The organism is Pseudomonas thivervalensis (assembly GCF_001269655.1).
GTDB lineage: Bacteria > Pseudomonadota > Gammaproteobacteria > Pseudomonadales > Pseudomonadaceae > Aquipseudomonas > Aquipseudomonas thivervalensis.
In genome coordinates, this window is record NZ_LHVE01000002.1 from 165,651 (window position 1) to 179,186 (window position 13,536).

Below are 13,536 nucleotides of genomic sequence, written 5' to 3' on the forward strand. Positions count from 1 at the left end.
AAGATGAAATTAGCCATTGTGACGGCCTGCCCGAACGGCATGGTGACCAGTGTGTTGTGCGCCCGCCTGCTGGACGCGGCGGCGCAGCGCCAGGGTTGGAGCACCAGTGTCGAAGTCCATGACGCGGCCCATCCGGAACGCCAGTTGTCGGCGGCGACCCTCGAAGCGGCCGAATGGGTATTGCTGGTCGCCAGCGGCCCGGTGGACCTGTCGCGGTTCGTTGGCAAGCGGGTGTTTCGCAGCACGCCGGCCCTGGCCCTCCAGGACGTTGATGCGGTGCTGCGTCGCGGCGCCGAAGAAGCTGAGGTTCTGAACGATGCCGACGTGTTCGCGCCAGAGCCGGCGACTTCGACCGAGCGCGCTCCACGCCTGGTGGCGATCACGGCTTGCCCGACCGGCGTCGCCCACACCTTCATGGCCGCCGAAGCCTTGCAGCAGGCAGCTGTGCGCTTGGGTTACGACTTGAAGATCGAAACCCAGGGCTCGGTGGGCGCGCGCAATCCGTTGGACCCCGAGGCAATCGCCGAGGCCGATGTGGTACTGCTGGCGACGGATATCGAAGTCGCCACCGAACGTTTTGCCGGCAAGAAAATTTATCGTTGTGGCACCGGCGTTGCCTTGAAACAGGCCGAAGCCACGCTGAAAAAAGCCTTGGCCGAAGGGCGCCAGGAAAGCGCGGCGAACGGGGCTTCCGGTGCTGCGGCGAAAGCAGAAAAAAGCGGTGCCTATAAGCATCTGCTGACGGGCGTATCGTTCATGCTGCCGATGGTGGTGGCCGGTGGTTTGATGATCGCTTTGTCGTTCGTATTTGGCATCGAGGCCTTCAAGGAACCTGGCACCCTGGCGGCCGCGCTGATGCAGATCGGCGGCGAAACCGCGTTCAAATTGATGGTGCCGCTGCTGGCCGGCTACATCGCCTATTCCATCGCCGACCGTCCGGGCCTGGCGCCGGGCATGATCGGCGGGATGCTGGCGAGCACCCTCGGCGCCGGCTTCATCGGCGGGATCATCGCCGGGTTCCTGGCCGGTTACGCGGCCAAGGCGATCAACCGCTACGCGCGCTTGCCCCAGAGCCTGGAAGCGCTCAAACCGATCCTGATCATTCCGCTGCTGGCGAGCCTGTTCACCGGGCTGGTGATGATCTACATCGTCGGCAAACCGGTGGCGGGCATGCTTGAAGCCCTGACCCACTTCCTCGACAGCATGGGCACCACCAATGCGATCCTGCTGGGCGTGTTGCTGGGGGCGATGATGTGCGTCGACCTCGGCGGGCCGATCAACAAGGCCGCCTATGCGTTTTCGGTGGGGCTGCTGGCGTCGCAAAGTTATGCACCGATGGCCGCGGCCATGGCGGCCGGCATGGTGCCGCCCATTGGCCTGGGCATCGCCACGTTCATCGCCCGGCGCAAATTTGCCCAGACCGAACGCGAGGCCGGCAAAGCGGCGCTGGTGCTGGGGCTGTGCTTCATCTCCGAAGGCGCGATCCCGTTCGCGGCCAAGGATCCGCTGCGGGTGATCCCGGCGAGCATCGCCGGCGGCGCGCTGACCGGTGCGCTGTCGATGTACTTCGGCTGCAAGCTCATGGCCCCCCACGGCGGTCTGTTCGTGATGCTGATCCCCAACGCCATCAACCATGCGCTGCTGTACCTGCTGGCGATCGTGGCGGGGAGTTTGCTGACGGCGGTGGCGTATGCGCTGCTCAAGCGGCCGGAGGTGGTGGAGATGGCGTTGGAGCCGGCAAAAGCCTGAGATCATCACTGCTTTGCCTACTGTGGGAGCGAGCCTGCTCGCGATAGCGGAGTGTCAGACAGCCTATTTGTCGACTGATACACCGTTATCGCGAGCAGGCTCGCTCCCACATTTCGTTCTGCGGTGTTCATGAGTTCCTGTCACACCCACTTCACACTCCCATGCTTAAGTTTTCCCATTTCAAGGGAGAACACCATGAGCGAATTCGACCTGGGCCGTCGTCGTGTGATGCAAGCCGTGGGGGCGGGGTTGTTGTTGCCGGGGCTGGCGCCGGCGGTGATGGCTTCGGTCAAGGATCGGCCGGTGCTCACCGACGGTGTGCAGTCCGGCGACCTGCAGGGCGACCGGGCAATGATCTGGAGCCGCAGCGACCGTCCGGCGCGGATGGTGGTGGAGTGGGACACCCGCAGCAAGTTCGGCAATCCCCGCCGCGTTGTCTCGCCCATGGCCGATGCCCGCAGCGATTTCACCGCCCGGGTCGAACTCACCGGGCTGCCCCGCGACCAAGCGATTTTCTACCGTGTGCATTTCGAAGACGCCCAGAGCGGCGTCGCCAGCGAACCTTGGTTGGGCCACTTGCGCAGCGTGCCGCAGTTCAAGCGCAACATCCGGTTTGTCTGGAGCGGCGACACTGTCGGCCAGGGCTTCGGCATCAACCCGGACATTGGCGGCATGCGTATCTACGAAGCCATGCGCCTGCGCCTGCCGGATTTCTTTATCCACAGCGGTGACACCATCTACGCCGATGGCCCGGTGCCGGCGCAAATCACCGCCGAGGGTGGGCGCATTTGGCGCAACCTCACCACCGAAGCCAAGAGCAAGGTTGCCGAGACCCTGGATGAGTATCGCGGCAACTATCGCTACAACCTGATGGACGAAAACGTCCGCCGCTTCAACGCCGAAGTGCCGCAGATCTGGCAGTGGGACGACCATGAGGTGGTCAATAACTGGTCGCCGGGCAAGCAACTGGACGATCGCTACCAGACCAAGGATATCCACAGCCTCGTGGGGCGTGCGCGCCAGGCCTGGCTGGAATACGCACCGATGCGCCGGCAGAAGGCCGACGGCGGTGGACGCATCTACCGCAAGCTCGGTTACGGGCCACTGCTGGATGTGTTCGTGCTGGACATGCGCAGCTACCGCGAAGCCAACGACGCCAACCTTGGCGCGGCCAAGCCGTTCCTGGGGCGTGAGCAGTTGAATTGGCTCAAGCGCGAATTGAAGCAGTCCCGTGCCCAGTGGAAAGTCATCGCCGCCGACATGCCCATCGGCCTCGGTGTGCCGGATGGCGAGGTCAGCCCCGGCGTGCCGCGCTGGGAGGCGGTCGCCAACGGTGACCCGGGCGCGGCCCAGGGGCGTGAAGTGGAAATCGCCGAGCTGCTGGGTTACCTGCGCAAGCATCAGGTGCGCAATTACGTCTGGCTCACCGCCGATGTCCACTATTGCGCCGCCCATCACTATCACCCCGAGCAAGCCGCATTCCAGGATTTCGAACCGTTCTGGGAGTTCGTCGCCGGGCCATTGAACGCCGGTAGCTTCGGGCCCAACGCCCTGGACAAGACCTTCGGCCCGGAAGTGGTGTTCCAGAAGGCGCCACCGGCCCAGAACACCTCGCCGTTCGCCGGGTATCAGTTCTTTGGCGAGGTGAACATCGACGGGCAGAGCGGGGAGATGAGCGTGGTGTTGCGGGATCTGGAAGGCGTGGCGGTGTTCGAGAAGAAGTTGCAGCCGGTTTGAATTTGAAGCTCACCCCAAGCCCATGTGGGAGCGAGCTTGCTCGCGATAGCGATGTGTCAGTCAATGAAGCCTTGGCTGACGATCCGCTATCGCGAGCAAGCTCGCTCCCACAGGGAACTCCATGTGAATTCAAGTTAAGTGTCTGTCAGTAGACATCCCGCCGATACCGCCCCTGCTCGATCAGCCGTTCCACTTCCTCGCGTCCCAGCACGTTGTTGAGTACGTGATCCACCCCGGAGGCCATGCCCTGCAAGCTGCCGCAGACATAGATCACCGCGCCATCGGCCAGCCATTGCTTGAGCAGCGCGGCCGATTCCAGCAAGCGGTCCTGGACGTAGACTTTCTGCTTCTGGTCCCGGGAAAACGCCAGGTCCAAGCGTTCCAGGTCACCGGAGGTCACCCATTCCTGCAGCTCATCGCGGCAGTGGAAATCGTGTTCGCGGTGGCGTTCGCCAAACAGCAGCCAGTTGCGCTGCATGCCCTCGGTGACGCGCGCCTTGAGCAGGCTGCGCAGGCCCGCCAGGCCGGTGCCGTTGCCCAGCAGAATCATCGGCACACCCTGGGCCGGCAAATGGAAGCTGCTGTTGCGCCGCACGCGCAAGCTGATGGCGCTGCCCAGCGGTGCATGTTCGGTCAGCCAACCGGAACCGATGCCCAGGTTGCCGTCGGCGTGACGCTCCTGGCGCACGATCAATTCCAGTACGCCGTCGGCCGGGATCGAGGCGATGGAATATTCGCGCATCGCCAGCGGTGCCAACGCATCCACCAGTGCCTGGGCATGCAGACCGACCAGATGGGCGCGGTTTTCCGGTAATTGGCGCGTGGCGAGGGCTTGTTCGAGCGTCTGGTGCAAGCCATCGACCTGCACCCGAGCGATACCGGCGATGCCCAGGCCATCGAGGAAATGTTCGATGGCCCACGGGTCATTGCGCGGCAGGATTTCCACCAGGTCGCCGGCCAGCCAACTGCTCGGGCCGGGGGCGGTGAGGCCCAGCAGGTACACGCCCGAACCGCTGCTGTCGGGGTTGAGCAGGGTGCGTTGGCTGAGCGTCCAGTTTTCGAAGCTCGGCGCTTGCCATGTATCCACCGGGGCCTGGCCGGTCAGTTCGGCCAGTTGCTGTTGCCAGTGCCGCAAGGCGTAAGGGTCGCCGCTGTCGACTTCCACCGGAGCGAACAGCGTCTTGCCGCCGTGCTCCGCCAGCCAGGCATGCAGTCGACGGGCGAAACCGCAGAAGTTTTCGTACTGCCGGTCGCCCAGGCCCAGTACCGAGTATTGCAGGCGCTCCAGGCTCAAGGCCTGGCCCAGCACCTTGCGCTCGAAACCGCGGGCACTGTCCGGCCCTTCGCCGTCGCCAAAGGTGCTGACGACAAACAGGGCGCGGGTTGCGTTGTTCAGGTCTTTTTCGCTGACGCCGGCCAACGGCTGCACCTTTACCGGTAGCCCGGCGGCCTGGAGCTGGCCGGCGGTCTGCCAGGCCAATTGCTCGGCGAAACCGCTCTGGCTGGCGAAGCCGATCAGCCACGCCGGGGCATCGCCAGGGTGGGCGGCGAGCGCTTGGCGAGCCTGGCGGACTTGACGCTGCTTGCGGCGACGGTCCAGGTACAGCAGCCAGCCGGTGATGAAAAACAGCGGCATGGCCAGCGCGGCGACGGTCACCAGGATCCGCCCGATCAGGCCGAAATAGCTGCCGACATGCAGGGCATAAATGCTGGTAAGCAATTGCGCCTTGAGGCTTTTGTCGCCGTAGCGACTGTGACGGCTGACGACACCGGTGGCCGGGTCGAGCATGAGTTGGTTCAGGGCGCGGTCATGGGGGGCGTCCTTGAGCAGGTAGAACACGGTCGCCGGTTGCCCGGCCACCGGTGGCATGCGCACATTATAGGCAGACAGGCCAGGACCGGCGGCGCTGTAGATGCTGCTCCACATGGCCCGGTAATCGGCGATCGGCGCCGGACCGCTCGGTGCCGGACCGCGGTTGCGCACGCGCTCGTCCTTGGGCGAGTCGGAGAGCAGGCGGGTCACGCCTTTGTTGTACCACTCGTAGGACCAGGTTAGCCCGGTCAATGCCGCCAGCAGATAGAACATGAGGCACCAGGTGCCCGCCACCGAGTGCAGGTCCCAGTTGAAGCTACGGCCTTTTTTCCGCCAGTCGAGGGTCAGCCAGGCGCGCCAGCTTTTCCATTGGCGCGGCCAGCGCAGGTAGAGCCCGGACAGGCAGAAGAACACCAGGATCAGCGTGCAAGCGCCCGTGATCTGCCGGCCTACGTCGTCCAAGGTCAGGACGCGGTGCAGCCTGAGCATCAGGCCAAAGAAATCCTGGCCCACCACATCGCCCAGGAACTGCGCGTTGTAGGGGTTGAAGTAGCGCATCGGCCCGCGTTTCTCTCCGGGCGGGGCAGTGAAAATCGCCCGCGCCGCGTTGCCGCTGTCGGTTTCGACCCAAAGCATGGCGACGGTCTTGCCGGAGGCCGCTTCGATCTGCTCCACCAGTTCGGCGGGCGGCAGGACGCCCGCCGGTTGTTTCTCGACCGTCAATACCTGCGGGTTCAGAGCCCGCAGGATTTCATCCTGGAACGACACCACGGCCCCGGTAATGCCCATCAACGCCAGGACCAGCCCGGCACTGATGCCGAAAAACCAGTGCAACTGGAACAGGGTTTTCTTCAACACGTCGCCCGCCTTGTTCATTCAATACTGTTTGTCACGGCGTGCATTATGCCGTGTGTTATCGAGAAGCATTCATAAACACACCTAAAAGCCCCGATCATTTGCATGAGCGGGGCTTTTAGGCCTTCGATGTTGATCGTTCCCACGCTCCACGTGGGAATGCCGCCCGGGAGGCTCCGCGTCCCCATGTGACGCGCAGCCTCAAGGCGATACTGAATAGAATTATTCTGGTTGCGTCAGGCACGACCGCCGCACATCTCGGCGTTCTTCGCATGGCTGTCCAGACACGCTGGCACGTTAACCTGGCGGATGTGTCACCGTTGATTGACGCGTATCGGACACGTATTGAACAGTTGGAAAGCCCGCTGGCCGGTTTATGGATAAAGCGATTGCTTTAGTGTTTACCCAGTGACTGCCGATGGTCACCGCCAGGTTAGTATTGTTCGCTCATATTTATATAGATTTCCCCCTTTGACTCGATTTGTCTCGATGGCTTAGTGTCCGTGTCACTGCACTTGTTTTTGACGTGCAGTCATGGAGCAAGTAATCAGGACGGTAATTTAATTAAAGGATTAATTATGAATGCTAACAACTTGTGGGGTGAGGCACTTAAAGGTGCCTCTCCCGATGACCTTGCGCGGTTTGCACAACTTGCGCCCAAGACCCTCGCCAATGCCTCCACGCCAGAGCAGGAAGGCGAGTCCCGTGGCAAAGGGTTATTGCTGACGAAAAAACAGATCATTGACCTGCGCAAATACGAAGCCGCTGCCCTGGCGCTGCCCTTCACCCTGGCGGATGTGAAGGATTACCTGAACTTTGGCGCCGATGCAGGCGCGGGGCTCAAACATGAGGATTTTCTAAGGACCTTCAGCGCCACTCGCCGTCATGCCCAGCGTTGGTCGCCGTTGCGCGAAGCAATCATGCTGACCGGTAGTCAATTGAAATTATTTGCTGCAAGCATGCGCCGTTACGGTCGAGACATGGAAGAAGTCTATGCCGATGTCCGACCTTCCGGTTTGATCGATAAACATAACATCAGGACGTTGGAGGAGTTAAAACGTCTGGAACTGGAACTGGGCGTTAAATTCCCGGGTATCGAGCTGGAACCCGACACCATCAGTGATTTTGGATATTATCTGGATCAGATTTTCAAACGGATCAAGGATAACTTGGACGGCGTCACCGCGATCAAGGAACAGTTGGCTTCGTTTGGTTATGATTTGCGCGAGTATATTCTTCCTGACATCAAGTTACGCATCAGTTTAATTGGCGGCAATTCGCTGCCAGCCGACATTGAGCTGCTCAAGCAGCAAATCGATGAGCGCTCCCAGCAGATCAACGAGAAAAACGCCGACTACAAGAGTGCTGTGGAAAAGTCCATCGGGGCTGCTGCAGGAATGAACCTGGTCGGCCTGGCGCTGGCTATTTACCTGGGCGTAGAGGCCGAGAACATCCGGGCAGAAAGAAATCGCCTCTACAGGGAACAGGAAGAGGCGATTGAAACGCTGAAGGGCAAGAACCAGACACTGGGCTCCTTGACGCGCGTCAAGCACGACCTGCAAGGACTGGAACTGGTCGCTGTCGATGCGGATATCGCCACGCAGAACCTGATGCATGTCTGGAACGTCATGCACCTATACGTGAAGGAGTCCCAGGATACGGTTGCCCAGATTACTGACGCTTTGAGCCTGGGGCGCTTCATGTCGAAATTCCGGGAAGTGGTCTACCCGTGGAGTCAGATCGAGCAGGATGCCGATGCGTTGATTGCGGTATTCAAGGAGGCCGACGCGGAGTACGAGCGCAATTATCGCGTCCAGCCTCGACTCGCCTCTTATCGTGCACTGCCCATCGGTTATCCGGCCGTGGACCGCCAGACCCTGGCTGACAGCCACTCATTGATGAGAGACGCAGCGGTCAGATCCAAGGCGCTCTTCATCACATGGAACTACCTGCCGCAACTGCATGATCGGTTCCGTGATCTGGTGGCCAATGTGAGTGAGAGCAGCGGCGTTCTGAGTACGTCTGCCCTGAACATGAAGGTGGGGCTCGACGGCAGCATGCGGCGCCTGGAGCGTCTGGAAAAAGAACTGGCGGATGCGTCGGATCAACAGGAGATAGAAGAAATCGAGGCTGACCGCGCGCAGGAGTTGCTCAGGATCACTTCTCTGGTGATTCGGCCCGTCCAGCAACTCACCGGTCAATTGTCAGCCATCGACGACCGTTTCGATCGGCGCTTGACGTTGGGTTTCATAGACGACCTTGGCAAGGACCAACAAGCTGTCCAGGCAACCCTCGATCGAATGAATGATGAACGTACCGAGCGCCAGAACGAACGCAGTGTCATCAACGAAGCCATCGAGGCGCTGAAGAAGGGCGGGGTCGAGGCGATTGGCAACGATTTGCTCCTGACGCTGGAAGAGGTCATGAAGCTCGGTGTCGCACCCCCTCAGGTGCAATTGGTCATGTTCGCCATCGAGCAACTTAAAAAGACCCTCGGACACGTCGGCGATGGCCTCCGGTTTCTCGACATGGTGCGCGAGCGGGACAAACTGGTAGAGACAATCGAGGTGCTGGCACGAGATATCGAGACGAAAACCCGAGAGCTGGCCGCGCTCAAGGGGAAGGTCGAATTTCTCCAGAACATTCACACCCTTGACGATCAGCGCCAACGCTACGTGGATGAATACCAACGGGCAGTGAAGGCTTTCCAAGCGTTCGCCTCGCAGATCGATGCGAGCAAGCAAGCTGATGACGCGCAGCGCAATCGCGAATTCATCAATTATGCACAACGGTTCAGCGCCTTCTTGGCTCCGCTGGCATTGCCTTTGACTGCACGTTGAGCCTCGACACGCAATTAGAACTGTCTGGGCTTTGAAACATTGACAACCGACTGTCGGAGATCTGCCGCCTCGCGGCCTCTACCGACAGTCTTTTAGTTTGAGTAACGGATCATGTTTGATTTCTTGTTGGACGAGAAGAATGTTTCTTCGTTGAAAGAGTACATCAGTTTTTTGAGCGACCTGCCCGTCGCCTTGGAAGAGATCAAGCGTTTTTCGGATGCCTTCCAACGTTCGGGCCATATAATGATGACCCCGCCTGATGCGCAGGCACTGACTCGGGCAGCCGTTGCCAATGAAAGTCGTTGGCGAGCGATTCTCATGGTTGTCCCTTCACTGGCGACGATGGGGCGTCATCTGGTCGCCGCGACCGATACGTTCGCGCAAGAATTTGCACAGGTGGCTCAGCACACTGCCGGTGCCGCGGGTCGCGTGCCGATGCAAAATATCGACCCCCTGCGCTTCACCCCCATCAACGCGGGGCAACAGGGCACCAACCGTCCGCCCGACATCTTGTATCTGATCAACAATCTCTGCTTGCGCCTGGATCAATGCGCGAAGGTCGTGGCGCATTTCAAGACATTGATTGCTGAGGTTTCCCAGACGATCCACAGTATCTTCGTGCGCTTCATCGACTCATTGGCATTGAGGGTATGTATCTGTGATGCGCCGGTCTCAAAGATCGAGGCTTACTACAGCGTCGGGCGGATAGGCTTGCCGAATATGCCGCACGACACGGGCGGTTATTATTCCCAAGAGCAACGACGGGAAAAAGCCAGGGAGCATTTGAAAATTCTGGGTGAGATCTATGTGCGGGCCATTTCAGCCGGTAACAATCTTGCCGATTTTTGTCATCGCCTGAACCATTTCCTGAGCTGCGTTAAGGTTGAGCTTCAATCCAACGATCCGCAGCGCAGCCTGCGACGAGCGAAAAGCTCGATGGCGCAAGTCGCTTATCCGTTGCAGGAACTGGACGTCATGGTGAGCGCCTTGGAGCGTCTTTCGCCCAAATACCGTCCATAAAAAAGCCCGTGACAGGGTCACGGGCTCACAAGCTCAAGCGGCTAGCGGTTAAACGTAGAACGACTTCAGTGGCGGGAAGCCATTGAATTCCACCGCGCTATAGCTGGTGGTATAGGCACCGGTCGACAGCCAGTACAGGCGATCGCCAATGGCCAGGTTCAGTGGCAACCCGTATTTGTAGTTCTCATACATGATGTCGGCGCTGTCGCAGGTCGGGCCGGCGATGACCACTTCTTCCATCTCGCCTTTCTTCTCGGTCCAGATCGGGAACTTGATGGCTTCGTCCATGGTTTCGATCAGGCCGGAGAATTTGCCCACGTCCGTGTACACCCAACGCTCGACGGCGGTACGGGACTTGCGCGCCACCAGCACCACTTCGCTGACCAGGATACCGGCGTTGGCGATCAACGAACGGCCCGGCTCCAGGATGATTTCCGGCAGGTCGTCGCCGAAGTCTTCCTTGAGGAAACGGATGATTTCCTCGGCGTAGGTTTCCAGGCTGTTGGTGCGGGTGATGTAGTTGGCCGGGAAGCCGCCACCCATGTTGATCAGCTTCAAGACGATGCCGTCTTCTTCTTTCAGGCGCTCGAAGATCACCTTGACCTTGGCGATGGCCGCGTCCCAGACGCTGATGTCGCGCTGTTGCGAGCCGACGTGGAACGAAATGCCGTACGGCACCAGGCCCAGGTCGCGGGCCAGGATCAGCAGGTCCATGGCCATGTCGGTCTGGCAGCCGAACTTGCGCGACAGCGGCCAGTCAGCGGTGGTCGAGCCTTCGGTGAGGATCCGCACATAGACCTTCGAACCCGGCGCGGCCTTGGCGATGTTGCGCAGGTCGGCTTCGGAGTCGGTGGCGTACAGGCGCACACCCTTCTCGTAGAAGTAGCGAATGTCGCGGGATTTCTTGATGGTGTTGCCATAGCTGATCTGATCCGGGCCGACGCCACGGCTCATGACCTTGTCCAGCTCATAGATCGAGGCGATGTCGAAGTTCGAGCCTTTCCCCTTGAGCAGGTCGATGATTTCCACCGCCGGGTTGGCCTTGACGGCGTAGTAGACCTTGGCGAATTCGAAACCGGCGCGCAGGTCGTCATAGGCCTGGGAGATCATCGCGGTGTCGATCACCACGAACGGGGTTTCCTGCTTGTCGGCGAACGCTTTCATTTTCTGGAAAGTTTCGCGCGCGAAATAATCTTCGACCTGGATCGACATACTTGGGACTCCTACTGGCAAACATCAGGATCAATGGGTGTGAGGGCAAGCAGCCCTCGTGAACGTCCTCCGTATCCCCACTTTGGTTCGCCTACTTCCCAAGGCATGTCGCCGAAAGCAAAAAGGCCATGGGATGCGTAATACCCTTGGCCTTGCTGTCTCGTCGTCAGTACTTGAGCCGGATGGATCGTTTCCAGCATGGACGTTCGGCGCGAACTTTAGGGCGTGAGGGGCCTGAGATCAACTAAAAATGTCGCGTTTTTGCACACATCCGTCGTGCGGCCCGCGACAGCTCATGATGTAACCGACCTGCGTGACAGATTGATGTTCCCTTTGATCGGTTTTTGACCTTGCTCAATATGGCTTTTGCCTTTGTGGCGAGGGAGCTTGCTCCCGCTGGGTGGCGAAGCCGCCCTAAAAAAGCGATGAGCGCTTCGCACTCAAGCGGGAGCAAGCTCCCTCGCCACAAAAGCCAGCAACAAAGGCTGCGGTGCTCGATCAGACGGACGCTGTCTCGGCCGGCGAGACAATGCTGGTCTTGCCCCCGCGCGAGCGCCCCGAACTCAGGTACTCGGCAATCGATTCCTGGGTCACTTCGCCAAGGAACACCCGCTCGGCGTCCATCACCGGCAGCCACGAACGGTTGAACTCGTACATGCGCGACAGCAGGATCCGCAGGTGTTCGTCGTAGGCGGCGGTGGCGTTGAATTCCCGCAGGTATTGTCCGCAGGTGCCGGTCTGGCGGTGCAGGTCGCGGCGGCGTACGTAGCCCAGGGCCTTGTTCTCGGCACAGGTGACCACCACGTAGCGACGGTCATGTTCGTCCATCAGCTCCAACGCCTCGCCCACCGGCGTCTCGGGGCTGACCGACGGGGCGTTGTCGGCGGCGTCTTCGGCCTTGACCAGCAACAGCCGCTTGAGCGTGCTGTCCTGGCCAACGAAGTTGCTGACGAACTCGTCGGCCGGATGCGCCAGCAACGTGTCCGGGTGATCGCACTGGACCAGCTTGCCGGCGCGGAAGATCGCGATCTTGTCCCCCAGCTTGATGGCTTCATCGATGTCGTGGCTGACCATGATCACGGTCTTGTTCAGCGCCCGTTGCATCTCGAAGAACTCGTTCTGGATCATCTCGCGGTTGATCGGGTCGACCGCGCCGAACGGTTCGTCCATCAGCAACAGCGGCGCATCGGCCGCCAGGGCACGAATCACGCCGATCCGTTGCTGCTGGCCGCCGGACAGTTCGCGGGGGTAGCGGTGCAGGTATTGCTTGGGCTCGAGCTTGATCATGCTCATCAATTCGCGGGCGCGGTCGTGACACTTCTGCTTGTCCCAGCCCAGCAGACGCGGGACGACGGTGATGTTTTCCTCGATGGTCATGTTCGGAAACAAGCCGATCTGCTGGATCACGTAGCCGATGTTGCGGCGCAGGGTCACTTCATCGAGGCCGGTGGTGTCTTCGCCATTGATCAATACCTTGCCCGAAGTGGGTGGGATCAGGCGGTTGATCATTTTCAGCGTGGTGCTTTTGCCACAGCCCGATGGCCCGAGGAACACGCAGATCTCGCCTTCGTTGACGGTCAGGTTCACCGAGTCCACGGCTTTGACGTCCTTGCCGTTGCTCTTGAAGGTTTTGCTGAGATTTTGAAGTTCGATCATTTGAGGAGTCCTTTTGGGGTCAGCGAGCGTTGCAGCCATTGCAGAAGCAGGTCGGCGAAGATGGCCAGGAGGCTGACCAGCACGGCGCCGACGATCAGCATCGACATGTCGCTGCGGCTGATGGAAGCGAGGATGAGCACGCCCAGGCCGCCGGCGCCGATGGTGGCGGCAATGGTCATGACGCCGATGTTCATGACCACGGCGGTGCGTACGCCGGCGAGGATCACCGGCACGGCGATGGGCAGTTCGACCATGCGCAGGCGCTGGCCGAAGGTCATGCCGATGCCGCGGGCGGCTTCACGGATGCCCGGTTCGACGCCGGTCAGGGCCAGGTAGGTGTTGCGCATGATCGGCAACAGTGAATAGAGAAACACTGCGGTGATCGCCGGCATCGGCCCCAGGCCCTGGCCGAACTTGGAATAGAACGGCAACAGCAAGCCGAACAGGGCAATCGATGGAATCGTCAACAGCACCGTGGCACTGGCTTGCAACGGGCCGGCGAGCGCCGGGAAGCGGGTCATGAAAATGCCCAGCGGCACACCGATGACGATTGCCAAGGTCACGGCGATGCCCACCAGGGTGATGTGCTGCCAGGTCAGGTGCAGCACCAGCGGCCAATCCAGATGGGAAAAGGCGTCAAGAAAATCCATGGCT

At 60.4% G+C, this 13,536-nt stretch carries 8 protein-coding genes; 4 read left to right on the plus strand and 4 right to left on the minus strand.

Translation table 11 applies throughout. The features are described 5' to 3' along the window. Positions 1-3 precede the first annotated feature (3 nt). Both AD659_RS03435 and AD659_RS03440 read left to right on the plus strand, forming a co-directional pair. Positions 4-1,749, plus strand: coding sequence for a PTS fructose-like transporter subunit IIB (locus AD659_RS03435; RefSeq protein WP_053118387.1), 1,746 nt, complete (start codon positions 4-6; stop codon positions 1,747-1,749). A gap of 195 nt (positions 1,750-1,944) precedes the next feature. Beyond that, complete coding sequence (locus AD659_RS03440) at positions 1,945-3,486, plus strand: alkaline phosphatase D family protein (RefSeq protein WP_053118389.1); 1,542 nt, start codon at positions 1,945-1,947, stop codon at positions 3,484-3,486. Between the two features lie 145 nt (positions 3,487-3,631). On the opposite strand, the gene AD659_RS03445 is transcribed toward AD659_RS03440, so the two are convergent. Further along, a complete protein-coding gene (locus tag AD659_RS03445) occupies positions 3,632-6,157 on the minus strand; it encodes a PepSY domain-containing protein (RefSeq protein ID WP_175582346.1) in 2,526 nt (841 codons plus the stop codon). 575 nt (positions 6,158-6,732) lie between these two features. On the opposite strand from AD659_RS03445, the gene AD659_RS03450 reads away from it, so the two are divergent. Both AD659_RS03450 and AD659_RS03455 read left to right on the plus strand, forming a co-directional pair. Next, positions 6,733-8,994: an alpha-xenorhabdolysin family binary toxin subunit A gene (locus AD659_RS03450; protein WP_053118394.1), complete on the plus strand. Its 2,262-nt coding sequence runs from the start codon at positions 6,733-6,735 to the stop codon at positions 8,992-8,994. Positions 8,995-9,105: 111 nt separating this feature from the next. Further along, a complete protein-coding gene (locus tag AD659_RS03455) occupies positions 9,106-10,014 on the plus strand; it encodes a hypothetical protein (RefSeq protein WP_053118397.1) in 909 nt (302 codons plus the stop codon). A gap of 48 nt (positions 10,015-10,062) precedes the next feature. Here the strand turns inward: AD659_RS03455 and AD659_RS03460 are convergent, their stop codons facing one another. From AD659_RS03460 to AD659_RS03470, 3 genes are all read right to left on the minus strand, one after another. Then, positions 10,063-11,226, minus strand: coding sequence for a type III PLP-dependent enzyme (locus AD659_RS03460; RefSeq protein ID WP_053118399.1), 1,164 nt, complete (start codon positions 11,224-11,226; stop codon positions 10,063-10,065). A gap of 498 nt (positions 11,227-11,724) precedes the next feature. Then, positions 11,725-12,882: an osmoprotectant ABC transporter ATP-binding protein OsmV gene (locus tag AD659_RS03465; protein WP_053118400.1), complete on the minus strand. Its 1,158-nt coding sequence runs from the start codon at positions 12,880-12,882 to the stop codon at positions 11,725-11,727. Next, complete coding sequence (locus tag AD659_RS03470; protein WP_030139812.1) at positions 12,879-13,532, minus strand: ABC transporter permease; 654 nt, start codon at positions 13,530-13,532, stop codon at positions 12,879-12,881. The genes AD659_RS03465 and AD659_RS03470 overlap by 4 nt, the downstream gene beginning before the upstream one ends. Between the last annotated feature and the right edge of the window lie 4 nt (positions 13,533-13,536).